Source organism: Pseudidiomarina sp., from assembly GCF_033722695.1.
Lineage (GTDB): Bacteria > Pseudomonadota > Gammaproteobacteria > Enterobacterales > Alteromonadaceae > Pseudidiomarina.
Genome location: NZ_JAWVYM010000004.1, coordinates 85,368 through 111,046, shown reverse-complemented (window position 1 = coordinate 111,046; position 25,679 = coordinate 85,368). Strand labels below are relative to the sequence as shown.

Sequence of the window (25,679 nt, the reverse complement as noted above, 5' to 3'; positions counted from 1 at the left end):
GAGGCAGACCTTAGAAGTTGTATTCCAGCCCAACGGATACCGTTTGCGGTTTATTCGGCCGCGCACCTTGTGGTGAGCGAGAGATAATCACTTGCTCATCAAACAGGTTGTCGACTTTCAGAAATACCGTGGCTGCCGGAGTCAGTGGGTAGCGACTGATGAAATCAACGGTAAACAGTGATTCGGTTTCATCGAACGCGTTGTTGCTGCGATTACAGCCCACACTGACACAGGTTTCGCTCATAAATTTAGCGACGATGTGGTTATCCCAGCCGCTGTTGTGCTTAAGTCCCAGCTGCAGGCTGAATACCTGCTCAGGAATATCCGCCAACTCATCGCCATCCATTACACCGGTTACGCTGTTATCCGCGCTGATTTCGGCGCTAGACCAGGTGTAATTCAGGTGTGCCGGCAGAACAAAATCACCAAAGCTCCAGGCATTACCTAACTGCAGCTCCATACCCTGTACCAGGGCCTCGCCAGTGACGAAGTTTCCTGAAGTCGCGCCATTACTACATGGGTTACCTACCGAACAGCTTTCAGCCTGGTTGTTGAAGTCGCTACGGAAACCAATGACTTCTGCGAACAGGGCACCGGCCTGGTATCGGGCACCCAGTTCATAATTGGTACTGGTTTCGGGCTCGTCAGCCGCCGTAGCGCCGCCACCAAGCGGAGCGAAGCCGCGGTGTACACCACCTAACACCTGCCAGTGATCATCAAGCGTGTACGTAAAAGACGCGCCGGGTAATACTTCTGAGGTGCTGTTACTGCGCTGGCTGCCTAATACCGAACGGTCAACGGTACTGTACTGCTTGCGATAGCTGTCAACGTTTTCATAGCGCACTGCCAGGTTCACTAAGAGATCAGCTGTCGCCTGCCAGGTATCAGTGACCCATAATGAAACCGCATCGGCTCCTTCCAGGCGGTTATTGCCACCGGTGGGCTGAATAACATTCTGGAATACCAGGCTACCGTTCACCTGGTCATAAATTTCCACCGGCTGAAAGCGATCCATCTCGTCGCTATGATCACGGGCGCCAACTTGCAGCTGATGATCGCCAAGATCCACGCCAAGGTTGAGTTCGATACCATAGGATTCATAAGCACGGTTATTGTGTTTGTAATCCAGGCCCTGCGCGTCCTGCTGACCGTGTAAAATGGCTAGGGCGTTGGCATCACCGTTGTTGGCGGCGTTGATCAGCGAGCCGAAGCTGCCTTTGAACCAGTCGCGTTTGAATTCGTTACGGTAACCGATAGCGGTCAGGGTCATGGTGTCGGTTAAATCGACGTCATAGGTCAGAGTGAAACTATTATGCTGGTTATCCATCTGATCAATTTCGGTCAGGCCATAGCGACGGTTCGGGTTCTGGGCGAAGTCGGCATCGGTCAGGCCAGCGTAGGTTTCATTGGAAACCTGCTCAGAATACTGAAACTTGGCCAACAGGCTCTGGCGCTGGCCGGTCCAGCTTAGTTTCACCATGTAGTCTTCAATTTCGAAGCCGGAGTCACGGCTACTGCGGTCGATATCTTTAAAGCCATCGGTGCTGCGCTGAACGGTATCAAACAGGAAACCGAAATCGCCGTGACGGCCGCCGTAAAAAGCGTGGATGTCCTGGGTATTATATTCCCCGAATTTGGTGGTGACCTGGCCGCTATTCTCTTGTGGGATTGGGGTGGTGATCATATTGATCACGCCGCCCGTGGTCTGTGGGCCATAACGCAGTAAAGGCGCTCCCTTCAAAACTTCGAGGGTATGCAGGCGATAGGCTTCAGGGAAATAGTAAGCTGCTGGGTTCGAGTAAGGAGCCGGCGCGATCATGACGCCGTCTTCAAGCAACGTCACTTTGCTGCTACGGCCGCCGGCGGCAGCGCGGATGCCGATATTCGGGCGCAGGCCAAAGCCTTCTTCTTCACGCACGTAAACACCGGGTACAGTTTTCAGCAACTGATTGATGTCGGTGCTGTTTTCGATGGTGATCTGTTCTTCGTCAATAACGGCGCTGGAGCCGGCGACGGTGCGGGCATCGGCTTTACTACCGATGATCTGGATGATTTCCAACTGGCCGGCTTCGGTAGTCCGGTCGCGGTCTGGCTGGTCAGAAGTATCCTGCGCAACGGCAGAAGCGCTTAACAATGCCAGTGAAATGGCACTGGCTATAACAGAGCGGTTCATAACTTTCCCCGAAATGATTAGTGGATTATTGTTTGCGGGGAAGATTATAAATGAGAACTATTCCCATTATCAATACCAAATACGAGTTATTCTCATTTAGTTAAACCACGAACAGATTCCGGTACATCCGCTCGGCATAGTCGTCGGTCATACCGGCGATGTAGTCACACAGAATACGGTCGGCACCTTGCTGGCCTTCCTGCTCATAAGCTGTCCGCCAGCGGGCCCGGGTGTTCTGCGGTAAGAGTCGCAGCGGTTCGGTATGGAATGCAGTAAACAGATCGCCCAGCATAGTCTGGCTGCGGTACCGCAGCTGCTGAATTTCCGGCTGGTTAATCACGTGTTCAAACACGACGGCTTTAAGGCTATCGAGCAGGCGACGTTCGCTCTGCGGCAGGCAGGCATTGTAACGCACCAGCGGCTCACTGGCGTCGGGTAGAACCTGTTCAAACCGTACTTTGGTAACAAAGATATTGACCAGTGCGCCGATAGCGTTTTTACGCAGGTGGTGTTCGGTACCAAATAACTGGTCACCGAGTTTTTGCATCAGTTCAGCCAGCTCCGGATTCAGCTGTTCAAGCACCTTATCGAGGTGATTATGCCACTGGGTTTCATTCAGGGTTCCGGTAACGACAGCATCCTCGAGGTCATGCACGCCGTAAGCGATGTCGTCGGCCAGCTCCATCAGTGAGGCGTCCAGCGATTTGTGTAGCGAGCGCTGCCAGGGGCTGACGTCGAGTGTTTCAACTTGCTGAAAGCGGGCACGGTCCTCGTCGCTGAGCGGTTCCAGTACCCAGTCGAGCAGGTCCGCGTCGCAGGCGAACAGGGCTTTGGCAGGCTTCCAGCGGCCCAGGCTGCCGGGGCGATCAAAGTCGTCCGGCGCCGGCAATGGCGGCATCAGCACCGGGTACTTCAACAGGCCCAGCAAACTGCGGCGGGTGAGATCCATACCGTGCTCGGGGTGATAGGCTTCGAGCTTACCGACAATGCGGAAGGTCTGGCCGTTACCCTCAAAACCACCGGATTTGAGCATCTTAAAATTCAGCGCGGTTTCACCACCATGACCGAAAGGCGGGTGACCGATGTCATGGGCCAGGCACAGGGTTTCCATCAAATTGAGATCAGGCAACAGGGGTTGCATTTGCTCATCGCACACATGTTGCAGTTGATTAATCAGCGACGAGCCGATCTGCGCGGCTTCCAGTGAATGGGTCAGGCGGGTGCGGTAGAAGTCGTTTTCGCCCACGTTCATGATCTGGGTTTTTGACTGTAACCGGCGAAAAGCGGCTGAATGGAGGACCCGGGCACGATCCCGTTGCCAGGGCGTACGGCGGTCGCCGGGGCGATTCAGGGGGATTTCTGAGCGGCGGGCTTGCCAGTGCGCATTCATGGGCAGACATCCTTGCTAGGTTTGTTGCCTATAGTACGGGACGCTGCGCCCTGCTGACAACCTCCAGTTATTTGTAAAATAAGCAGTTATCTACCAGACTTAGTTTTTAATATCAGCAAACAGAACAACTTAGTGAAAAAGGAGTGCCTGTGGAATCCGTTGATCCGACCTTCTGGCAACTTTATGGTGAGGCCGCCAAAACGGCTTTGGGGTTTTTCTGGAAGGCTGGCTGGGCTTTTATTCTGGGTTATGCCATATCGGCTATGATTCAGGTATTCGTTCCTAAGCACCGGCTGGTGCGGCATATGGGTGAAGCCTCGCTGCGCAGCACGGCGCTGTCTACCGCTTTTGGTACTATTTCGTCGAGCTGTTCTTTCGCTGCTCTGGCAGCTGCGCGGTCCCTGTTTGTGAAGGGCGCGCATTTTATTCTTATTGTGGCCTTCATGTTCGCCTCCACCAATCTGGTGATTGAGCTGGGTATTCTTATCCTGATCTTTCTGGGCTGGCAGTATCTGGTGGCGGAGATCATCGGTGGGCTGATACTGATCACGATCAGTGCTGTGCTGATTAAATTCACTTATCCCAAGGGGTGGATCAAAAAAGCGCGTAAGAAGGCTGAGGGTGATGTTCCTGAAGAAGAAGACTTCTCGCCCCTCGAGCGCATGCGCAGCGCCAAGGGTTGGCGCATGGTCGGCAATCAGTTTGTGATGGAATGGCAGATGGTCTGGAAAGAAATCCTGATCGGCTTTACGGTGGCTGGTTTTATGAAGGTATTTGTACCCGATGCGTTCTGGAAAGCGCTATTCCTGCAGGGGTATAAAGACACCCTGCCAGAACTGCTGATTGTACTGCAGAACGCCATCGTGGGCCCCTTTGTGGCGGCGCTGACCTTTATCGGCTCTATGGGCAATATCCCGTTAGCAACAGTATTAGCCGGCTCTGGCGTGACGTTCGCGGGAGTCATGGCCTTTATCTATTCAGACCTCATGGTGCCGCCTCTGGTGCGGGTAAATGCCAAGTATTATGGCTGGCGGGTGGCTCTCTACATTGCCGGTATCATGCTGCTATCTATTGTGTGTACCGCACTGATCCTACACTTTGGCTTCGCGGCTTTTGATTTGATTCCTGAGGCGACCAAAAGCGCAGTGATGAATGAGCAGTTTGCCATTGATTATACGTTTTTCTTCAACATTGCCTTCGTAGCGTTGGCAGCGTACATGGTGTATTTGCACTGGCGTCATAAGCAGCACAGCGGCCATGGACATGATCATGACCATGGCGGTGATGGTGCCGGCTTTTCGTTTCAGGATTGGGTGGTGCTGATCTTTATTCTTGGTCTGGGGGGCGGCATTATCGCTTTTGCTACAACCGGTGGCGTGCCGCCTGGCGCGCAGTAAGTAGTGAGCCTAGCTGGTAAAGATTACGACATCATCGCTGATATAGTCGATGCGCAACTGATATTGGCGGGCAAGCCAGTGCAACGTGTCGCGATGGAAAATACTGATATGGGTTGGGTCGTTTTTATAGGACCAGCCGCCGAACCGGGCCGGGTCTTGCCAGCGCTTGGTCATGATCAGTAGCCGGCCGCCAGGCTTAAGGCAGCCGAGCAATTGTTCGATGGTGCTGCGCGGATCACTCAGATGCTCGACCACTTCAGTGGCGGTGATAAAGTCATAGGTTTTGCTCAGTAACTCGGGGTGCCGGGCATAGTAGTAATCGTAGTCGGCGCAGGCAAAACCTTTATCCCTAAGCATACCCGACAATGCAGGACCGGGGCCGGATCCAAAGTCCAGGCCCTGAGCGCCCTTCGGTAAACACCCGATTAAGGGGTTCAGTGCCTTGCCCAGAAAGCGCCGATAGCCAGGGTCTTCGGGATTATTCTCATGTAAGTCGTAAATGGCTTTTTCGGCGCTTTCGTCCAGATGTTGTGGTTTTGGCACCCACACCAGCTGGCAATTGAGGCATTGCCAGAACTCGCGCCCGGCCAACGGCGCCCTGGGTTGCCGGTAGAATAGTTCCGACTCAGTGCCCAGGCATAGCGGGCAGCTCACCGGGCCGGGCCCGGTTCATATCCGCCTAAACGGACGCAGTTGCGGCCTGAGGTTTTGGCTTTGTACATGGCCTGGTCGGCGACTTTCAACAAGATGCTGCTGACGATGCTGTGAGTGGGAAAAACCGCAACACCAATACTGGCAGATACATTAAGGGCTAAGCCATTGATGGCAAACGGTCGGGCCAGCTCAGCACGGATCCGCTCAGCAATTTTGAGCGCCACGGTTTCAGCCTGTTCCGGCGAATCCAGATCATTCAGTAGCACGATGAATTCATCGCCTCCGGCCCGACAAGCAATGTCCCCCTGCCGTAACGCCGATTTCAACCGGTCGGATACATCGACCAGTAGCAGGTCACCGGTATCATGGCCATGTTGATCATTGACCGCCTTAAACTTATCCAAATCGATGAAAAGTACCGCCAGCGAGCGGTTTTTGCGCGTGGCGCGGACCAGGTTATGTTCCAGCATTTCGTTGAAATGGCCGCGATTAGGTAAGCCGGTCAACATATCCGTATGGGCCATCAGTGCGAGCGCATTGAGCTGCTTGCGGCCCTCTGTGACGTCGTGGAGATAGCCAGCGCGAATCTGAGTACCATCAGCCAGTATTTTGCCGCGCTCATAGGCTTCCAGCCAGACCAGACTGCCATCGGGTTTCTTTATACGGAACTGAAAATGACGGGGCTCTTCGTTGGCGGCGGCCTCATCACCCTCTCTGAGCAGCAGGTACACATCCTCCGGGTGAATGAACTCCAGCATCGCGCTGGCGTCTGCTGCAACCTCGGTGAGGGATATACCAAACCACTCAGCCATAATCGGGCTCATAAACGGAAAGCTCATGTGCCCGTCTGGCTTTTTCTTAAACTGATAAATAGCGCCGGGTATATCTTTGATTAATTGCTGCCAGTCCACGGTTACAGCTACCACGTTCAAAAATTTTGTTAATAATTAATCACGAAAGTTTTCAAACTGCAATGGCTGCTCAACATCGGCTTGCTTTAAAATGGCAATAGCTTGCTGCAGATCATCTCTTTTCTTGCCTGTAACACGAACTTTATCGCCCTGAATTGAAGCTTGCACTTTGAGTTTCTGATCTTTGAGAATTTTCACAATCTTCTTCGCCACTGGCTGTTCGATGCCCTGCTTGAAAGTAATCGGCAGGCTATGGAGTTTACCGCTGTGAATGGGCTCATCAGGCATATCAGCAGCGGCCAGGTCGATATTCCGCTTGGCACAGTGGTTGTTAAAGATATCCTGTAACTGGCGCACCTGAAACTCCGACTCTGAGGTCAGGGTCACAGTCAGATCTTTTAACTCAATGCGGGCTTCAACGTTGCGAAAGTCAAAGCGGGTGGTGACTTCACGGTTGGCATTATCGACGGCGTTTTTCAGCTCCACTTTATCGACTTCAGAAGCGATATCGAAACTAGGCATAGGAAGGCTCTCATCACAGTTGTATGGATAGCTGTAAATGCTATCCCACAACGACAGAGGCCGCAACTGTTGGCGGTTGCGGCCTTTGTTTCAGGATGGCGCAGATGCGCTTAGCGTTTTAAAGCGGCTTCGTTGACAATGCCGTCTTGCTTGTAGATCACGCCGTCTTTCATCACCATGTCGACATCGCGGGTCAGGTTCATGTATTTCAGTACGTCACCACGGATAGCAATAATATCCGCGACTTTGCCTTCGGTAACCGAACCATAGCGATCCTGCACGCCCATCATCACCGCCGGCCAGTAGGTGGCTGCGCGAATGGTTTCCATTGGCTCAAAGCCAAGGTCATCAACCCATACCGCCATTTCATGCCAGGTGCTCTGGCAATGGAACTTCATCGGGATGCCTGAATCTGTGCCAATCAACAACACCACGCCCGATTCTTTCAGCTGCTCGATTTTGCGCTTCAGGGTCGGTTTGCGCAGGGGGACGAGCTGCGAATAACTCAGATGGCCGGGCTCTTCGATGGACTGCTCGATGTCGGCGATGGTGTCAGCCTCAAGGCCACGATGCCAGCACTTGTCGTCCAGATGCTCGGGGTTTTTGATGGTTTCTTCATAGCTCCACAAGCCTTCGACCGTAGGGGTCCAGAACAGCAAGCCATGGAAGATGCCGGTAGCGGTACGTTCTTTGAGTGCAGTCATGACATCCTCAGGGTATTCCGGCGCGGTGGTCAGGCCGGTGTGCTCAAAGTTATCCACACCCATTTCGACGCCAAGACGGATTTCATCTGGCTTATGCGCATGGGCAACAACTTTCATGCCACGCTTGTGTGCCTGGTCGATGATGGTCTGAGCGATTTCCCGCGGCAGGTCGTCCTGATCAATCAGCTTAACAATTTCCATGCCGGCGTCGGCCAGCATATTGACCTTGGTTATGGCATCGTCGACTGTTGGTACGGCCCAGCGGTAGTGACTTTGCCAGTCATCCACTTCATATTGCAGAAAGGGCCCTGAGGCATATAGGTTGGGCCCTGGAATGGCGCCGGTTTCGAGCCGTTCTTTGATGATACGGGTATCTTCTAAAGGCGCGCCCAGGTCGCGGACGCTGGTAACGCCGGCAAGCAGCAATTGCACCAGGCTGGCGGGCATAATTTCATCCACAAAACGGTCCTGATAAGTACTCTGCCAGTGGACATAATCGGAATGGCCGGTCAGCTGAATGTGGGCGTGATTTTCCCACAAGCCGGGCAATACATCGTGGCCTTCAGTAGAGACCACCCGGTAGCCGGGGGGAACAGGAAGGGAGTCGCGTTGGCCGACCTTCTGAATGATGCCATCATCAATCAGGATGACGCTGTCGCGTACCGGCAGCGCGGCGGTGCCGTCGATTAGGCGGCCGCCGACCAGGGCAATCTTCTCAGCCTGGACAGTACCGCTGGCGGAGGCCAGCAGTGCGCCAGTTATCAGAGCCGTGAGCAGTTTGTTCATTATTATTCCCGTTTTTTTGTTTATCATGTAACCAACTTAACCGCAGCTAAGGGGTAATGCAATGCGAACTACCGCAGAATACAAGCCATTGGAAGGTCCGCAATTTGCGATTCTGGTGGTGGGTGTGGGGCAGGTTGGTAGCTGCTGGCTCACTAAGTTCGCGCCCACCTTGCCACCCTACGCCAGCGTACACAGCACCCACAACTCCAGCCACCCCCTCACCACGGCTGAGATAAAAAAATTAAAGAATAGGGGGCTGACACCACTTGTGTTGGATCTGACTGCTTCGGAAGCAGTGAGCCGTTGCTATCCGGATTGGCTCTGCGCTGGCGCTGACATTATCAGCGCCAACAAATACGCAGGTGCTGCAGATACAGCTTTTTACAAAGAGGTTCAGGATGCGCTGCAGCAATGTCAGCGGCAGTGGCTGTATGCGGCCACCGTTGGCGCCGGTGTTCCCATTCCTCAGGTGGTGCGTGAATGCCGTGAAGCTGGCGATCCGGTGGTTCGGGTTGAGGGCAACTTTTCGGGGTCACTGACCTGGATTTTTCAGCAGTACCGGGCCGGCGATAAACTCTCAGACTGGCTGCGAAAAGCCAGCGATGCAGGTATTACTGAGCCCGATCCGAACATCGACCTGGGCGGTATGGACGTGGCGAAGAAGCTGCTGATTGTGGCTCGCGAGGCTGGCTGGGATTTTGATCTGGCTGATGCGGATATTCAGAGTTTGGTGTCAGCCCCCCCTTCGATGGTGTCAGCCCCCTCCTCTTTGGATGAGGGGTTTGAGGCTTGGCGGGTGGGGCATTATCCGCAGGCGCGGCGGTTTTGTTATATCGGTCGGCTGGAGGCTGATGGTGAAGGGGGCGTAACAGCCAGGGCGGCGCTGGAGCCGGTGGCTGAGGATTCGGTCTATGCCGGATTAGCACCGGAGCGGGCATATTTCAGGGTCTGGACGGCGCAGTGCCCGGCGGGCACTATCACTGTTGAGGGCCCGGGCAGCGGGTTGGAGGCGACTGCCGGGGCCGTGCATAAAGACATACTAAAAGCGATGGCGCACTATTGCTGACGGGTGCTAATCCAGTTGTCAAAATCGTTAATCGGTAGTGGTCTGGCGAACCAGTACCCCTGTACTTCGTCGCAACTCAGGGATTGCAGTATTTTGTAAGCTTCCTCAGTTTCAACGCCTTCGGCGACCACGCGGTAGCCCAAATCGTGGGTCATGGAAATCATGGAGCGGACCAGAGTTTGGTTACGGTCTTTGTCTTCAAGGCCGTCAATAAAGGACCGATCGATCTTAACGATCTGGGCCGGGATATTCTGCAGGTAGGCCAGGCTGCTGTAGCCGGTACCGAAATCATCAATGGACAGTGTCAGGCCGCTGTCGGCAATACATTCAAGCTGACGGCGAGCTGCCCTGCTGTTGTTCATCAGGCTGCTTTCGGTTAGTTCGAGTTCAATCGCCGTCAATGGCAGTTGCTCTGCTTTAAGATAGCGCTGCAGGCGCTCGCAAAAGCCGTCTTCTTCAAGGTTGGCCGCGGCAATATTTACAGAAACAGTGAGCAGGTGGCCTTCGCGCTGCCACTTGCCTGCCTGACGGATCGCCTGCCGCAGTACCCAGTCAGTCAGCCCTCTGGCCAGCGGCGTCTTCTCAACCAAAGGCACAAATTCGGCCGGCGATATAGCGCCCAGGGTGCTGTGGTTCCAGCGCAATAGTGCTTCAGCGCCAAGGCACTTCCCGGACACCGCGTCCAGCCGCGGTTGATAGACCAGATGTAGTTGATCATCGGCCTCCAGCGCATCGGCGAAGTTAGCAATAAGGCCGAAACGCCGCTGATGATTCATATCGGTTTCTTTGTTGTACCAGCCCACCGCACACTCGTCCGTGCGCGCGTCGCGAGAGGCACTGTGTGCTATGCGCAAAATATTTCCTGGCTGGTTTACGCCCAGCTGAAAAGGAGCCACGCCAATCACCGGGCGCAGCATAAAGGGCGAGGCATTCTTAAGACGGATGTCCAGCAGAGCCTGGTGCAGCTGTTGTGCCTGCTCGAGCACTCGTTCAGCGGGACCAACTTCGATATAGGCAAACTGCCCGGGGCCGATATGGTAGATGCGTTTATTCTCGCCAAGCACCTCTTGCATGAGCTCGCTGCCGGCCAGTGACAGATCTTCCAGGTACGATGGCCCCATCACCCGTTGCAAGGTGCTGGCTTCGCTGAGATCGATTAATTCGGTGCTAAGGGCATAGTAGGTCTCATCGGGATAATCACGCGCCAGATCTTCCAGATCTTCAACAAACTGCAGGTAATTAGGCAGGCCGGTGCCGGAGTCGACGCGACCTACAGTGTGTTGCAATTCGATCTGCGACATCACCATCGTGGAAAGATCCTGTAGCGCGGCTAATTCTTTTTCGCTGACTTCACGGGGCTCGGTACCGAGCACACACATAGCCCCCAGCGAAAAACCATCGCGGGTCATCAGCGGGGCGCCGGCATAAAAGCGAATTCCGGACTCGGCTAACAGGCTGTTTTTGTAGGTATCAGAAGCCAGCAGATCGTTGACAACCAGCACATTGGCGGTATCGGCGACTTCGCCGCAGCAGGCTTTTTCGCGCGGAATCTCCCAGTGCTCAACGCCGACCCGAGATTTGAACCACTGGCGATCCTGATCCGTCAGTGAAACCGCGGCAATCGGCAGATCAAAGAGCTGACTGGCCATGCGGGTAATACGATCAAAGCTTTCACTTGACGGCGTATCAAGCAAATCCAGTTTCCGCAAGCGGGTGAGACGTGCTTGTTCATACTCAGTTGTCATTCGCTATCCTTCTGCTTACTTCCAGGCCACTAAAGTATAGTCAATCAGCAGCGCTGTGTATTTCGAGGATGCGAATATTAAGGTTATTCAAGAAAGAAACAATCGAAAAATACCGACCTCTTTAATAGGTTTTACCGATTAACTAAATCAACTGCTGTAGCGATGATTTGCTGAACGATTTAATCTCATCCTCACGACCTTCACGCACCTTAATGACCCAGTCCGGGTCCTGCAACACCGCACGGCCGACGGCGATAAGCTCAAATTCACTGTTGCCCATACGTCGGGTCAGTTCGTTGATACCGGATTTTTCCACTTCAGGCTGGTCTGAGGCGAAGGTGCCGGTGATAAAATCTTCGGTGAGGCCAACACTGCCAACAGATATAGTTGGTTTACCGGAAAGTTTCTGGGTCCAGCCGGCCAGATTGAGATCTGAACCGGTAAATTCCGGTTCCCAGAAGCGCCGGGTGGAGGCGTGAAAGATGTCGACGCCGGCGGCCACCAGTAAATCCAGAATTTGCCCAAGCTGTTGCGGTGTTTCGGCTAGCCGGGCATCAAAATCCTGCTGTTTCCACTGCGAGAAACGGAACACGATGGCAAAATCATCGCCAACGGCTTTGCGCACGGCTTCGACCACTTCTACGGCAAAGCGAGTGCGGTTTTCCAGCGAACCACCATATTCATCATCACGCAGGTTGCTGCCGGCCCAGAGGAACTGGTCAATCAGGTAGCCGTGGGCACCATGAATCTCGACGCCATCGAAACCGACCGCTTTTGCCAGCCGGGCCGATTCAGCAAAAGCGCTGATGACTTCGTCGATATCCGCCTTGGTCATGGCCACGCCGTTGTACTTCTGCGGGGCGAATATGCCCGACGGGCTATAGGCCGGCGCATCGCCTTCTTGTTTGGGGCGGCGCACCGCACCGACATGCCAGAGTTGCGGGATAATCTTGCCACCAGCCTGATGTACTGCATCGACGACTTGCTTCCAGCCAGCCATAGCCTGCTCACCATAGATATGCGGTACATTCGGGTAACCGCTGGCTCCGGCGTGACGGACTTCAGTTCCCTCGGTGATGATCAGACCTACCTCACCCCGGGCACGACGCTGATAGTAGGCGATGTTCTTTTCGTTAGGCATATTGCCGGGCGAAAAGCTGCGCGTCATTGGCGCCATTGCGATCCGGTTTTTCAGCTTCAGACTTTTGCATTCAAAGGGTTTAAACAGGGGGGCTAACTCGTCAGACATTATGTCTCCTTTATCAGGTAAGCATTTCATCAGGCAGAGGCACTTCAATACAGGCGCATAAAGTGGCCACGAGCTTTTGTTCAGTTTCAGAAATTATTTCGTCTTGCTGAACGGTCTTAAGCCATTGCGAAACCAAACGTGCTTTGGCTTTCGGCGACCAGTTGCGGCAGGTGGTCAGAGCCCGACTGAGTTTAGCGAGGTCTGGGGTCTCGCCATTTTCTGCCTGTTCCAGCGCGGTGATAGTGGTCTCGGCGGCTTCTTTATCGCCGAGCTTATTGCTGAAGTGATTACGCGGCAGCAGTTGGCGAGCCAGTAATTGGTAAAGGCACCACGGGAATAAGCGATGTTGGGCTCCCATGCTATCCAGCTCGCGGAATAACTGTGTGCGTTCGCTGTCGCTGGCCTGGCGCAGGGCGGGCACGGCGATCTCCACCAGGGCGAGGATCTGCGCAGCGCTGAGTTTGGTGCCTGCCCCCTGCTCGGTGGTGTCAGCCCCCTCCTCCATATGACTAAAAAGCAGGTCCTGGATTAGGCTTGGGGCTTGTTTGGGTGAGTGGGCTTGTTCGAGTAGCAGGGCTGGCAGGGCCAGCGCGGCGAGGCGCGAGAGGGCGTTGGGCTCTGGCTTGCTGGCGACTTGTTCTTCTTCGGTTTTGCTGAAGGCTTGGCGGGGTTCGGGGAATTTGCCATTCCAGCCGGGCTGAATGCGTTTGATGCGTTTTTCCAGGGGGGGATGAGTCGCCATCATGCCAAACCAGTGGGACAGCGCTTCGCCGAAGAACAGGTGGGCGGTCTGGTCGGCATTTTTATGCGCTACCTTGCTGCCCGAGTTGTCATCATTGTTACGGGCACCAATTTGTTTCAGCGCACCGGCCAGGCTGTCGGGGTGGCGGGTAAACTGCACAGCGGCGGCATCAGCAAGATATTCACGTTGGCGGCTGACGGCGGATTTGATCAGGTTGCCGAATAGGATGCCGATACTGCCGATAACAATCAGCGCTATGCCTAGCAATGGCAGGGCGTTATTGCGATTGCGGCTGCCGCGGCTGAAGTGGGCGGAGTAGAGCAGCATGCGACCCAGATGGGCGACCACCAGAATGCCGGCCAGTGCCGATATCAGCCGGATATTGAGCCGCATGTCGCCGTTCAGGATATGGCTGAATTCATGGGCTACCACGGCCTGCAGTTCTTCCCGGGAAAAGGTCTCGATAGAGCCTTTAGTGAGGCCAATGACAGCATCGCGGGTCTGATAGCCGGCGGCAAAGGCGTTGATGGCAGATTCATTGGGCAGGATATAAACATCAGGCACTGGCATATTGGCGGCGATAGCCATTTCTTCCACAACATTTTGCACCCGCCGCTCAACCGGGTCCTGAGTATCGGGCGAGAGTCGCACACCCCCCAGGCTTTCAGCCACCACATGGCCACCGGGCCGCAACTGCAGCCACTTCACGCCCATCACCAGTAAAATGCCGATGCCGACGAAGAAGGCTGTCCAGCTAAGCATGGATGGTTCGGCGGTAAAGTCGCCCTGCTGAGTAGAATCCACCACGCCAAAAGCAATGGCGACCACAGCAGTGACGAAGATGATGATCAGCGTGAAGGCGACGATGAACAGGCCAACCAGCAACCAGGTGTTGCGGCGTGCCTGTTGCTGGTGTTCAAAAAAGTTAACCATGCGCGGCAATTACCTGCATCAGAATTCCACTTTCGGAGCGGCCTGAATTTCAGCGCTGTCCTCAAATTCCAGCAAGGTTGCGTCATTGCCATGACCAAAGAAGCCGGCCACGGCGACCGGCGGGAACGACTGCCGATAGCTGTTATAGGTCATGACCGAATCGTTATAGGCCTGGCGTGAAAAGGCTACCCGGTTTTCGGTGCTAGTGAGCTCTTCCGACAGTTGCATCATGTTAGTGTTGGCTTTCAGATCCGGATAAGCCTCCATCACCACATTCAGCCGGCCCATGGCACCGGTCAACGCGCTCTCGGCGCCACTTAGTTGTTCCATTGCCTGGGTATTGGTTGGGTCTTTGGCCGCCTTTGGCAGGGCTTCGGCAGCCTGATTACGGGCTTGCACCACAGCTTCAAGGGTTTCGCTTTCGTGCTTTAGGTAAGCCTTGGCGGTATTGACCAGGTTTGGGATCAGATCGTGCCGGCGTTTAAGTTGCACTTCGATTTGCGCGAAGGCGTTCTGAAATTGGTTCTTTAACCGCACCAGCTTGTTGTAAATGCTGATCAGATAGACCAGCGCCAGTACCGCTATGATAATAATAATCCATCCGATAGACATGAACGGGATCTCCTCTGGTTAAGGTATCGCACCTGTTACATCAACATGCTATGATTCCGCCTTATTAGCAAGCCATATATATGTAAGATTTCATGACCAAACCCATTGCCACTGACGGAAACCTGTTTATTATCGCTGCGCCGAGTGGGGCCGGTAAATCCAGTTTAATCCGTGCCTTATTGGAACGCCATAGCGATGGCAGCATGCAGGTGTCGGTTTCATGCACCACCCGGGCGCCGCGTCCGGGTGAGCAAAATGGCGTGCACTATCACTTTCTCAGCGTTGACGCCTTTCAGAAAAAGATAGCAAATAATGAGTTCTATGAGTGGGCGCAGGTCTTTGATAACTATTATGGCACCTCGCGCACGGTAATCGAGCAGACGCTGGCGCAGGGCATCGACGTCTTTCTGGACATTGACTGGCAGGGTGCGCGGCAGGTTCGCGAAGCTTACCCGGCCTGTCAGTCGATTTTTATCGTGCCACCCAGTCTGGACGCGCTTGAACAGCGGTTGCGTAACCGCGGTCAGGATTCTGATGAGGTGATTCGTGGGCGTATGGCGAAAGCCCAGGCCGAAATGTCTCATTACCATGAATTTAATTATTTATTAGTCAACGATGATTTTGACAGTACCCTGCTGAATTTAGAGCATATTGTGCTGGCGCGACGGCACCGAATGGCATTGCAGCAGACCCGGCATGCCGCTACACTCAAAGATCTCTTGGCGAACGAGCGTTAAATCCGTATAATTCCTGTCCCGTTTTTGCACTCGCATGCACGTAATATAAGTGGAGTAAGTATGGCTCGCGTAACTGTAGAAGAAGCTGTTGACCGTATCGGCAACCGATTTGACCTGGTGCTGGTAGCATCTCGTCGTGCCCGCCAACTGGCAACTCAAGGTAAAGACGCCCTGGTGCCGTGGAAAAATGAAAAAGCCACCGTTATTGCTTTGCGTGAAATCGAAGAAGGTTTGGTTGACGCAAAACGTCTGGACGCGCAGGAGCGTACTGAGACTGCACAGCAGGATGCTGATGAACTGGCAGCGGTTGACGCTTTGCGTGGTATTGAGTAACCCGGGTGTATCTGTTTGAAGGCCTCAGGCAGCAATTAACTGAGTACCTTCCACCAGAACAGGTGGATAAAATCGCTGCGGCCTTTAAGCTGGCCGCGGACGCCCACAGCGCTCAAAAACGCCATAGCGGCGAACCTTATATTACCCATCCGGTCGCGGTAGCCGGCTTGCTGGCAGAGATGCGGCTTGATTACGAAACCATCATGGCAGCGCTGCTACATGATGTGATCGAAGATACCCGTTTTACCTATGAAGACTTAGCCGAGCAGTTTGGCGCTACTGTCGCCGAGCTGGTTGAAGGTGTATCTAAGCTGGACCGCCTGCAGTTTAATTCACAGGAAGAGCTGCAGACTGAAAACTACCGCAAGATGATCATGGCCATGGTGCATGACATCCGCGTCATTCTGATCAAACTCGCTGACCGTACCCATAATATGCGTACTATCAGTCACCTGCGGCCGGACAAACGCCGCCGCATTGCCCGCGAAACCCTTGAAATTTACGCCCCGCTGGCGCACCGCCTGGGTATCCACGATATCAAGAATGAGCTTGAGCTATTGGGCTTCCATGCGCTATACCCATGGCGTGCACGGTTGCTGGAATCCCAGGTGAAGAAGGCCCGCGGCAATCGCCGTGAGTTGCTCGAACGGGTGCAGAAGGAAATCGAAAAGCGCCTGGCTGATGCCGGTATTGAGGCCCGGGTAATGGGCCGTGAAAAGCATCTGTACAGCATTTATCAAAAGATGCTGCACAAAGAACTGCGCTTTGAGCAGGTGATGGACATTTACGCCTTCCGTGTCATCGTTGATGAAGTGGATACCTGTTACCGGGTGTTGGGCTCATTGCATAACCTGTACAAGCCGATTGAGACGCGCTTTAAAGATTACGTGGCTATTCCCAAGTCCAATGGCTATCAGTCACTGCATACCTCACTGAAAGGCCCGCACGGCATTCCGGTGGAGGTGCAGATCCGCACTGAAGAGATGAACCTGATGGCGGATCGCGGGGTTGCTGCGCACTGGTTATATAAAACTGAAGAAAGCAGCGGTACCACAGCGCAGGTACGTGCGCGTCGCTGGATGCAGAGCTTGCTCGAGCTGCAGCAAAGCACTGGTAATGCGTTTGAGTTTATTGAGAACGTCAAATCCGAACTCTTCCCGGAAGAGATATACGTGTTCACTCCGGAAGGCCGCATTATCGAGTTGCCTCAGGGCGCCACGCCGGTCGACTTTGCTTATGCGGTGCATACAGATATCGGCAATACCTGCATCGGAGCCCGGGTAAACCATCGGGTGTACTCCCTGAGCAAACCGCTGGAAACCGGTCAGACTGTTGAGATTAAGACCACGCCAGGCTCTCGGCCGAATATTGCCTGGCTGAATTTTGCCGTAACCGGCAAAGCGCGCGCCAAAATCCGGCAGTACCTGAAAGGGCAGGAAACCCGTGAAGCCGAGCAGTTGGGCGAGCGTCTGCTGCGCGCCGCGTTGGGGGCTGCCAGCTACGATGATATTCCGGAGCGCGAATTTAAGCGCGTGCTGAAAGAAACCAAGACCGAATCGGTGCCCTTACTACTACGGGAGATCGGACTCGGCAATATGATGTCGGTGGCGATTGCTAAACGCCTGCTGGGTGAGTTGCAACAGCTGAAAGATGACCAGATTGGCCCGGCCCATCGTAGCCTGGCGATTCGCGGTGCTGAAGGGTTGCTGGTTAGTTTCGCCAAGTGTTGCCGGCCGATTCCAGGCGACGACATCATTGCCCATGTGAGCCCGGGTAAAGGCCTGGTGATTCATCGCCGTGAATGCAAGAACGTCCGCGGCTTTGAAGATGAACCCGGGCGTTACTTTCCGGTGCAATGGGACAATAAACCTGAAGCTGAATTTATTACTGAAGTGCGGGTTGAAATTGTTAACCATCAGGGCGCGCTGGCGAAGCTAACTTCTGCCATCGCGACTACCGGCTGCAACATCCACGGCTTGAAAACCGAAGAGGTGGACGCCAATATTTACTATATTGATGTAGCCCTAACTGTTCACGATCGCAAACAGCTGGCTGACGTTATCCGGCATATCCGAAAAATGCCTGATGTGCAGCGGGTTGCGCGACTAAGGAAATAACATGTCAAAAGTCATTATCAGTACCGACAAAGCGCCTGCAGCTATCGGCACCTACTCCCAGGCAGTCAAAATTGGCACCACGGTTTATTTGTCCGGCCAGATCCCGCTGGTGCCGGACACCATGGCGTTCATCAGCGAGAACTTCCGTGATCAGGCGGTGCAGGTATTTAAAAACCTGAAAGCGGTTTGTGAAGCCGCCGGCGGTGAACTGCAGGATATGGTTAAAGTACAGATTTACCTGACTGACTTAAGCCAGTTCGCGGTGGTTAATGAAGTGATGGCGGATTTTTTCCGCGAGCCGTACCCGGCCCGCGCCGCTATCGAAGTCAAAGGCCTGCCCAAAGGCGCGCAGATTGAAATCGATGGTGTGATGGAGCTGCCCAGCACTGACTAGGCAGCTCGCCTGAAATCAGGCCGGCACCACTTCAGCCCGGCCCTCCAGCGGCCGGCGCCAGATAATCATGGCAACAGCCACTCCGGCCAGAATAAAACAGTAGCCCGTGTGGATACTGACCTCCAGCGGCGATAAACCGAAGCTCGCGCCCATCAGCAGGGCCTGGGCGCCGTAGGGTAGTGCACCCTGTACCACACAGGCAAAGATATCCAGCAAGCTGGCGCTCTGCCGTGGTGCCAGGTTACCTTCTTCAGCCAGCCGTTTGCTGACTTCACCGGAAAGAAGAATGGTGACTGTATTGTTGGCTACGGCGAAGTTTGTCAGGCCAGTCAGGCCAGCGACCCCAAACGCCGCCCGCTGTTGCGGATGCTTAAAGAGTTTACTGGTGACCTTACCGACGGTTTCAGACAGAAATTTCAGACCGCCCTGTTCACGAATCAAGGCCGACAGGCCGCCAATTAGCAGCGATAGCAGGAAAATTTCCTGCATACTGATAAAGCCGTCGTAGATGTCCTTACTGAAGGCAATCCATTCATAACCGATTGCCACCATGCCAAAAGCGGCTGCCAGAATAATTCCCAGCATTAATACCGCAAATACGTTCAGACCCATTACCGCCAGCACGATAATCAGAAAATACGGCAGGCTCAGCCACAGATTCGCTTCCGGGATGGTTGGTGGGACCGCGCCGGTATCGTAACTGAACAACCAAATCAGGGTAATCGCAGCAGCCGGCAGGGCGATCTTTAAGTTGGCTTTAAATTTGTCGGCCATGTTGCAGCCCTGGGTGCGGGTGGCGGCAATGGTGGTGTCGGAAATAATCGACAGGTTGTCACCGAACATCGCACCGCTCACTAACACACCGGCCAGCAGTGCCAGATCGATTTCGGCGGCCTGGCCCAACCCTAAGGCGACCGGAGCCAGGGCCGCCAGGGTGCCCATGGAGGTGCCCATGGCGGTAGAGACCACAGCTGCGATAATGAATAAGCCGGGCAGCAAAAACTGCGGGGGAATAATCTGCAGCCCCAGTGCCACCATGGCATCCACCCCGCCGGTCGCGGCGGCGACCGTCGAGAAAGCCCCCGCCAGCAGGTAAATCATACACATAGTGACAATATTGCGTTCACCAACCCCGGCAACAAAGGTATCTATGCGATCGTCGAAATGCTGCTTACTGAGCAGTACCGCCAGGATGATGGCCGGCAGAATAGCTACCGGACTGGCAAGTTGATAAAACGCATAGTCAACGCCGGTCAGCTGAAAATAAATTCCGGTGCCGAGGAACAACGCGAGAAATAGGCCAAGGGGTAACAGGGCCTTAGCGCTGGCAGACTGAGTCATAAAAATCCTTAAGCAGTTAGCGTTTTTGTTATTTGGACGTCCAGAAGTTTATACGGCCTAAACTCGGGCTGCAAGCAATTGCGGTTGCCAATTCTTCCTACATCGTCATACTTATAAGTTCGTTTTACACAGGAACCGATAGGAAGTCTATGACCCCCGATGATTTGCACCTACAGTTGCGTAACTTGCGCAATGACGATTATGAACAGTTAAAAGCACTCATGGATAAGGTCTACCCGGATATTGGCGGCGCCTGGGGTGAGCACACCATCCGCAAGCTCGTGAAAGAGTTTCCTGAAGGGCAGATTTGCCTGGAAGATGGTGGCCAGATCGTTGGTGTGGCGCTGACGGTAAAGGTCAAGTACGCCCGTTTCAGTAACCCGCACACCTATGAAGATCTGATGGATGCCCGTGAAAACATTCTTAACGACCGCAAGGGCGATGCCCTTTACGGCCTGGATGTACTGATTCATCCCGATTATCGTGGTTTCCGCCTGGGCCGGCGTCTGTATGACGCACGTAAAGAACTGTGCCGGCAGTTGAACCTGAAAGCGATTCTGGCGGGCGGGCGCATCGTCAACTATCACAAATACGCCGATGAATTATCGCCGGGCCAGTACATTGAGCAGGTGCACCGTCGCGAGATTTACGATCCCATTCTGACTTTCCAGCTGGCCAATGATTTCACCGTCAAGCGGCTGCTCGGTAAGTATATGCCTGAGGACAAACGTTCCGCCGGTTTTGCGACCCTGCTGGAGTGGGATAACTTTTTGTATGAACCTTCGGATAATATTCTCGGCAGCCGCATCCGGAACGTTCGGGTTGGCGCCCTACAGTGGCAGATGCGGGAAATTGATTCAGTCGAAGAAATGTTGCGCCAGGTTGAGTATTTCGTTGATGCAATTTCCAGTTACCAGAGTGACTTTGCGGTATTTCCGGAATTCTTCAACGCGCCGGTGATGGGGCTGACCGATCAAAGCCGCCAGAAAGATGCGATTCGGTTTCTGGCCGGTTATACCGAGCGTTTCAAGCGTGAAATGTCACAGATGGCGGTGAGCTATAACGTCAACATCATTACTGGCTCTATGCCGATTAATGAAGATGACACCATTTATAACGTGACTTACCTGTGCCGCCGTGACGGCACCATCGAAGAGCAACGTAAGCTGCATGTCACCCCGCACGAAAAACGTGACTGGGTTATTGAAGGCGGCGATAAGGTGCAGGTATTTGATACCGACGCCGGGCGGGTCGGCATCCTGATTTGTTACGACGTCGAATTCCCGGAGCTGGGCCGCATGATGGCGGCAGAAGGCCTGGAAATTCTGTTCGTACCGTTCTGGACCGACACCCGTAACGCCTACCTGCGAGTGCGGCATTGTGCGCAGGCGCGGGCGATTGAAAACGAATGCTACGTGGTGATTTGCGGTAGCGTTGGCAACCTGCCACAGGTAGAAAGTCTGGATGTGCAGTACGCCCAGTCGGCGGTGTTCTCGCCGTCTGACTTTGCCTTCCCGTACGATGCGGTGCTGGCTGAAACCACGCCCAATACCGAGCAGTTGATCTTCTCCGATCTGAATCTTGATGAATTACGTTATCTTCATCATGAAGGCTCAGTAACCAACCTGAAAGATCGTCGTACTGATTTATATGAGGTTATCCGTAAGCGCTAACCGCTAACATAAAGATGAGGATGTACCATGCCAGTAAAACTGCTCGCGCCTGCTGATGAGGCCTATAACTACCCGCTGCTGATCAAGCAGCTGTTGCTGTCCAGCCAGCGCTATGCCGGTGATAACGAAATTGTCGGCGGCAATAATGGCAAGCGCTACAGTTATGCCGAGTTTAATGAGCGCGTGCAGCGGCTGGCAAATGTACTGACCGAAGCCGGCGTGAAGCAGGGCGATACGGTCGCGGTGCTCGACTGGGACACCCCTCGTTACCTGGAGTGTTTCTTTGCGATTCCGATGATCGGTGCGGTGCTGCATACGGTTAATGTGCGGCTGGCGCCTGAGCAGATTGTTTACACCATGAACCATGCCGAAGATGATCTGGTGCTGGTTCATGATGATTTCCTGCCCCTGCTCGGCAAGGTTAAAGAGCAGCTGAGCACGGTGAAAGGTTATATCCAGCTATCGGATGCTGATGAGCCGCCGACAGCGCCACTGGACACCATCGGTGATTATGAAAGCCTGCTGGCCGGCGCCATGAAGGAGTTCGATTTTCCGGACTTTGACGAAAACGCTATTGCCACGACGTTCTACACCACCGGCACTACGGGTAATCCAAAGGGCGTGTTCTTTTCACACCGGCAACTGGTGCTCCACACCATGGCATTAGCGGCAACCACCAGCATGAATGACAACATGCAGCTGTTGCAGGCGAGCAGTGTCTATATGCCGATTACACCGATGTTCCATGTGCATGCGTGGGGTGTGCCCTATGTGGCCACTATGATGGGCTTAAAGCAGGTGTATCCGGGTCGCTACGAGCCGGCCACACTGCTGAAGCTGTATATGACTGAAAAAGTGACTTTCTCGCACTGTGTACCGACTATTCTGCAGATGATCTTAAGCAGCGAAAAAGCCAGCAGCATTGATTTTAGTGGCTGGCAAGTACTCATCGGTGGCAGCGCCCTGACGCAGGGGCTGGCACGGGCGGCGTTGGATCGGGGCATTCAGGTGTATACCGGTTATGGTATGTCGGAAACCTGCCCGCTGCTAAGCACTTCGTGGTTGCCGCTGGATGCTGCCGATCTTGATCTGGATGAACAGGTACAGGTGCGGACCAAGGCCGGTCGTCCGGTACCACTGGTGAATATGCGCATCATTGATAACAAAGGCCGCTTTGTGCCGCACAACGGTGAAGATATGGGCGAGGTGGTGGTGCGCACGCCTTGGCTGACCCAGAGCTACCTGAAAGAGCCGGAAAAAGGCAATGCGTTATGGGAAAACGGCTGGCTGCATACCGGTGACGTAGGCACCATCGACAGTTCCTATACCCTGGAGATTCGTGACCGCATTAAGGATGTCATCAAAACCGGCGGTGAATGGGTGTCGTCACTGGATATCGAAAACCTGATCAGTAAGCATCCGGATGTGGAACTGGCTGCTGTGGTTGGTTTACCGGATGATGAATGGGGCGAGCGGCCCCACGCGATGGTGACTGCGCGTGCCGGTGCTCAGGTTGACCGCGAGGTCATCGCTGAGCATCTGCAGCAGTATGTTGATGATGGCGCCATCGAGAAGTGGGCGATTCCCGACACGGTGACCGTAGTGGATGACCTTCCACGCACCAGTGTCGGCAAAATCGACAAGAAAGTGATACGCCAACAAATCAAATCATAGGCTGGCGTAATCCAGCACCCAGTTCACGTACAGCTCAGTCCCGGTTTTCAGGGCAGCTTCGTCAGCATAGAAATGCGGCGAGTGGTTGCTGGGCGCCGTGGCTGGATCCTGGCCTTCCGGGGTAATGCCCAGGAATACAAACAGGCCGGGCACTTCCAGCGCGTAAAACGAGAAGTCTTCAGCGCCGGTCACTAACGAATTCACTTTTACGTTTTCCTTGCCCGCAACCCGCTCCATGGTGGGTAACATGCTACGGGTAAGTTCCGGATCGTTGATGGTCACCGGATAGCCTTCGTCGATGTGTACGTGGGCGGTGGCGCCGCTACTGGCGGCGGTGGCTTCGGCAGTCAGCTTGAGCTTCTTAAAGATCTGCGCGCGGTTGTCCATATCGAAGTTGCGGATGGTGCCTTCCAGATAGACTTCGTCCGGAATGATGTTATTACGCACCCCACCTTCGACAATACCGAAGCTAATCACTGCTGGTGCCCGGGTAATATCAACCTGGCGCGCGACGATGGTTTGGGTGTTGTTAATGATCTGCCCGGCCGCGACAATCGGGTCGACGCCGCCCCAGGGACGCGAGCCATGGGTCTGACGGCCTGTCACGTTGATTTCAAAACGATCCGAAGAGGCCATCAGTGGCCCCTCACGGTAGCCAATTTCGCCGGTATTGCCGGCCGACCAGACGTGAATACCAAATACTGCATCGGGTTTATTTTCGGCAAATAGACCCTGCTCAAGCATCAGTTCCGCGCCGCCTTCTTCGCCTTCAGGGGCACCTTCTTCAGCGGGCTGGAAGATAAACATCACATTGCCCTGCAGCTGATCCTGCATGGCCACCAGTTTTTCCGCCGCGCCCATCAGCATAGCAACGTGCAGGTCATGGCCGCAGGCATGCATCACGCCTACTTCTTTGCCGCGATATTCACTAACGACAGTCGATTTAAACGGCACGTCGGTTTCTTCAGTTACGGGCAGGGCATCCATATCAGCGCGCAGCGCCACAGTCGGGCCCGGCTTAGCGCCCTTGAGCATAGCGACCACACCGGTATGGGCGATGCCGGTTTCGACCTCCAGCCCCAGGCTGCGCAGATGATCGGCAACCACTTGTGCGGTGCGGAACTCGCGGTTACTGAGTTCCGGGTGTTGATGAATATCGCGTCGCCACGCGATTACCTTCTGTTCGAGTTCTGGCGAGATCTGAACAATGTCTTGTTGTGCCGCCGCGCTGCCGGTAAAGCTGATGCCGGCAAGCAGTGCCAGCGATAAAGCAGAATGTTTGAACATGAGATAACCTCGTTGTGTCGTGTTTTGGTGTTATTCAGCCGCTTCGGCGGCTTCATTTGCGTCATTTGCTTTAGTGGCATTCCAGTTAATCGCCTGCCAGCGGCCGTCGCGTTTAACCAGCACGCCGGTATTCAGGTATTTCTGGGTAGGCGCGTCGGGAGCATGATCCGCTTCGGCAAGCAGGGTGAAATTCACGATCACGGCGTCAGCCAGGGGTTTTATTTCAATATCTGCCGCCCGATACCAGATGACATCTCCGCCTTCATCCGGTTGCTCCGCGTCGCGCATGCCGGCCATCAGCTGGTCTTTGCCAAAACGCAGCCCGCCCGAACTGGTATAGGTGAGTTCCTCTGCCCAGAAGTTTTCATGCGCTGTGGGGTCGTTAATACTGGCGCCAGCGAGAAAGAGCTCCAGGTCGGTAACAATGTCTGCTTTATCCTGTTCGGATATCGCCGCGCTGACCGGCGGCGCAAGCGTAACGAGCATAACGGCAAATGACAGGGCTAATACACGCAGCATGACGGGTGTCCTTATAGATAAAATTAGTAAGAACTCCAGATTAAACTGACGGCTCTGTGCTAGCAAGTCAGTTGTTCGGGGATCTGCAGATCGGCGGGTAACAGGCGGAAGTAGTCGTAATCCGGCAGTGGCGCGGTCACTGCGAAGTGCTGGCCCTGATAGTCGAACCGCAATTGCCAGGCATGAAGTTGCAGATGATCAGCCGGCGTTCCGCCATAGCGGGTATCGCCGCAAATGGGCGCGCCCAGACTTTTCAGCGCAACCCGTAACTGATGGGTGCGGCCGGTCAGCGGCCGCAGGATGTAATAGCGGATCCCGGGTTCCAGTGAGTAACTGATAAAACGGGTTTGCGCGGGGCTATTCTGACTGCGCAGCAGGCGCCAGTTGCCGCGCCGGACTTTATCCATATCGCCACTGATCAGCCCCTGTTTTTTGTTGGGTTTGCCGGCTGCAATAGCCAGGTAAAACTTGGTGATGCTACGCTCGGCAAAAAGTGCGCTGAGACTGGCCGCTGCAGCCGGGTTGCGGGCAATCAGCAGCGCCCCGGACGTAGGGGTGTCGAGCCGGTGCACCGGGTACAGGGTTTCGCCGGTTTGCGCGGCCAGCTGATGCACCACGCTGCGCTCATCATCGTTGGCATGCATAGGTGCGCCGGCAGGCTTATTCAGCACATAAAAGTCAGGGTGCTGAAACACTAGGGTTAACTCGCGCATACCGCTA

At 54.4% G+C, this 25,679-nt stretch carries 22 protein-coding genes; 8 read left to right on the top strand and 14 right to left on the bottom strand.

The window, feature by feature from the left end; all coding sequences use genetic code 11:
- Positions 1-10: 10 nt before the first annotated feature.
- Positions 11-2,173: a TonB-dependent receptor family protein gene (locus R3196_RS03130; protein ID WP_318935189.1), complete on the bottom strand. Its 2,163-nt coding sequence runs from the start codon at positions 2,171-2,173 to the stop codon at positions 11-13.
- Between the two features lie 100 nt (positions 2,174-2,273).
- On the bottom strand, positions 2,274-3,563 hold the full coding sequence (locus tag R3196_RS03125) for an anti-phage deoxyguanosine triphosphatase (protein WP_318935188.1): 1,290 nt from the start codon (positions 3,561-3,563) through the stop codon (positions 2,274-2,276).
- 149 nt (positions 3,564-3,712) lie between these two features.
- Between R3196_RS03125 and R3196_RS03120 the strand changes: the two genes are divergently transcribed.
- Positions 3,713-4,960, top strand: a complete 1,248-nt coding sequence (locus R3196_RS03120) for a permease (protein ID WP_318935187.1) — start codon at positions 3,713-3,715, stop codon at positions 4,958-4,960.
- 9 nt (positions 4,961-4,969) lie between these two features.
- Here R3196_RS03120 and R3196_RS03115 read toward each other — a convergent pair whose 3' ends face one another.
- The 4 genes from R3196_RS03115 to R3196_RS03100 form a co-directional block, all read right to left on the bottom strand.
- Positions 4,970-5,614 carry a class I SAM-dependent methyltransferase gene (locus R3196_RS03115; protein ID WP_318935186.1) on the bottom strand — a complete coding sequence of 215 codons (645 nt, stop codon included), beginning with the start codon at positions 5,612-5,614 and terminating at the stop codon, positions 4,970-4,972.
- A complete protein-coding gene (locus R3196_RS03110) occupies positions 5,611-6,540 on the bottom strand; it encodes a sensor domain-containing diguanylate cyclase (protein ID WP_318935207.1) in 930 nt (309 codons plus the stop codon). Before R3196_RS03110 ends, R3196_RS03115 begins: the two co-directional genes overlap by 4 nt.
- A gap of 21 nt (positions 6,541-6,561) precedes the next feature.
- Positions 6,562-7,047, bottom strand: coding sequence for a YajQ family cyclic di-GMP-binding protein (locus R3196_RS03105; RefSeq protein WP_318935185.1), 486 nt, complete (start codon positions 7,045-7,047; stop codon positions 6,562-6,564).
- Positions 7,048-7,157: 110 nt separating this feature from the next.
- Positions 7,158-8,537, bottom strand: a complete 1,380-nt coding sequence (locus R3196_RS03100; RefSeq protein ID WP_318935184.1) for an amidohydrolase family protein — start codon at positions 8,535-8,537, stop codon at positions 7,158-7,160.
- Between the two features lie 61 nt (positions 8,538-8,598).
- Between R3196_RS03100 and R3196_RS03095 the strand changes: the two genes are divergently transcribed.
- Positions 8,599-9,603, top strand: coding sequence for a hypothetical protein (locus R3196_RS03095; RefSeq protein WP_318935183.1), 1,005 nt, complete (start codon positions 8,599-8,601; stop codon positions 9,601-9,603).
- On the opposite strand, the gene R3196_RS03090 is transcribed toward R3196_RS03095, so the two are convergent.
- The 4 genes from R3196_RS03090 to R3196_RS03075 form a co-directional block, all read right to left on the bottom strand.
- Complete coding sequence (locus R3196_RS03090) at positions 9,594-11,348, bottom strand: EAL domain-containing protein (protein ID WP_318935182.1); 1,755 nt, start codon at positions 11,346-11,348, stop codon at positions 9,594-9,596. The two genes, R3196_RS03095 and R3196_RS03090, sit on opposite strands and share 10 nt — an antisense overlap.
- Positions 11,349-11,490: 142 nt before the next feature.
- On the bottom strand, positions 11,491-12,597 hold the full coding sequence (locus R3196_RS03085) for an NADH:flavin oxidoreductase (RefSeq protein ID WP_318935181.1): 1,107 nt from the start codon (positions 12,595-12,597) through the stop codon (positions 11,491-11,493).
- 13 nt (positions 12,598-12,610) lie between these two features.
- Positions 12,611-14,272, bottom strand: coding sequence for a M48 family metallopeptidase (locus R3196_RS03080; RefSeq protein WP_318935180.1), 1,662 nt, complete (start codon positions 14,270-14,272; stop codon positions 12,611-12,613).
- Between the two features lie 18 nt (positions 14,273-14,290).
- Positions 14,291-14,884, bottom strand: a complete 594-nt coding sequence (locus R3196_RS03075; protein WP_318935179.1) for a LemA family protein — start codon at positions 14,882-14,884, stop codon at positions 14,291-14,293.
- Positions 14,885-14,976: 92 nt separating this feature from the next.
- Between R3196_RS03075 and gmk the strand changes: the two genes are divergently transcribed.
- From gmk to R3196_RS03055, 4 genes are read left to right on the top strand one after another with little or no spacing between them, the layout of a single operon-like run.
- Positions 14,977-15,621 (top strand): guanylate kinase, encoded by a 645-nt coding sequence (gmk, locus tag R3196_RS03070; RefSeq protein ID WP_318935178.1) that lies wholly within the window; start codon positions 14,977-14,979, stop codon positions 15,619-15,621.
- A 60-nt stretch (positions 15,622-15,681) separates the two neighbouring features.
- Positions 15,682-15,954, top strand: a complete 273-nt coding sequence (gene rpoZ, locus R3196_RS03065; RefSeq protein WP_318935177.1) for a DNA-directed RNA polymerase subunit omega — start codon at positions 15,682-15,684, stop codon at positions 15,952-15,954.
- A gap of 5 nt (positions 15,955-15,959) precedes the next feature.
- Positions 15,960-18,071 carry a bifunctional GTP diphosphokinase/guanosine-3',5'-bis pyrophosphate 3'-pyrophosphohydrolase gene (spoT, locus tag R3196_RS03060; protein ID WP_318935176.1) on the top strand — a complete coding sequence of 704 codons (2,112 nt, stop codon included), beginning with the start codon at positions 15,960-15,962 and terminating at the stop codon, positions 18,069-18,071.
- 1 nt (position 18,072) lies between these two features.
- Positions 18,073-18,465: a RidA family protein gene (locus tag R3196_RS03055; RefSeq protein ID WP_318935175.1), complete on the top strand. Its 393-nt coding sequence runs from the start codon at positions 18,073-18,075 to the stop codon at positions 18,463-18,465.
- A 15-nt stretch (positions 18,466-18,480) separates the two neighbouring features.
- Here R3196_RS03055 and R3196_RS03050 read toward each other — a convergent pair whose 3' ends face one another.
- Positions 18,481-19,806: a Na+/H+ antiporter NhaC family protein gene (locus tag R3196_RS03050; protein ID WP_318935174.1), complete on the bottom strand. Its 1,326-nt coding sequence runs from the start codon at positions 19,804-19,806 to the stop codon at positions 18,481-18,483.
- A gap of 149 nt (positions 19,807-19,955) precedes the next feature.
- Here R3196_RS03050 and R3196_RS03045 point away from each other — a divergent pair, with 149 nt between their 5' ends.
- Together R3196_RS03045 and R3196_RS03040 are read left to right on the top strand one after the other, a co-directional pair.
- Entirely contained in the window at positions 19,956-21,479 is a 1,524-nt protein-coding gene (locus R3196_RS03045; RefSeq protein WP_318935173.1) for a bifunctional GNAT family N-acetyltransferase/carbon-nitrogen hydrolase family protein, read from the top strand.
- 27 nt (positions 21,480-21,506) lie between these two features.
- Entirely contained in the window at positions 21,507-23,153 is a 1,647-nt protein-coding gene (locus tag R3196_RS03040) for a fatty acid--CoA ligase (protein WP_318935172.1), read from the top strand.
- On the opposite strand, the gene R3196_RS03035 is transcribed toward R3196_RS03040, so the two are convergent.
- The 3 genes from R3196_RS03035 to R3196_RS03025 are packed head-to-tail and all read right to left on the bottom strand — an operon-like array spanning position 23,148 to position 25,672.
- Positions 23,148-24,440: an amidohydrolase gene (locus R3196_RS03035; RefSeq protein WP_318935171.1), complete on the bottom strand. Its 1,293-nt coding sequence runs from the start codon at positions 24,438-24,440 to the stop codon at positions 23,148-23,150. The two genes, R3196_RS03040 and R3196_RS03035, sit on opposite strands and share 6 nt — an antisense overlap.
- Before the next feature lie 30 nt (positions 24,441-24,470).
- Positions 24,471-24,959, bottom strand: coding sequence for a nuclear transport factor 2 family protein (locus tag R3196_RS03030; RefSeq protein WP_318935170.1), 489 nt, complete (start codon positions 24,957-24,959; stop codon positions 24,471-24,473).
- Positions 24,960-25,018: 59 nt separating this feature from the next.
- A complete protein-coding gene (locus R3196_RS03025; protein ID WP_318935169.1) occupies positions 25,019-25,672 on the bottom strand; it encodes a TIGR01621 family pseudouridine synthase in 654 nt (217 codons plus the stop codon).
- Positions 25,673-25,679 lie beyond the last annotated feature (7 nt).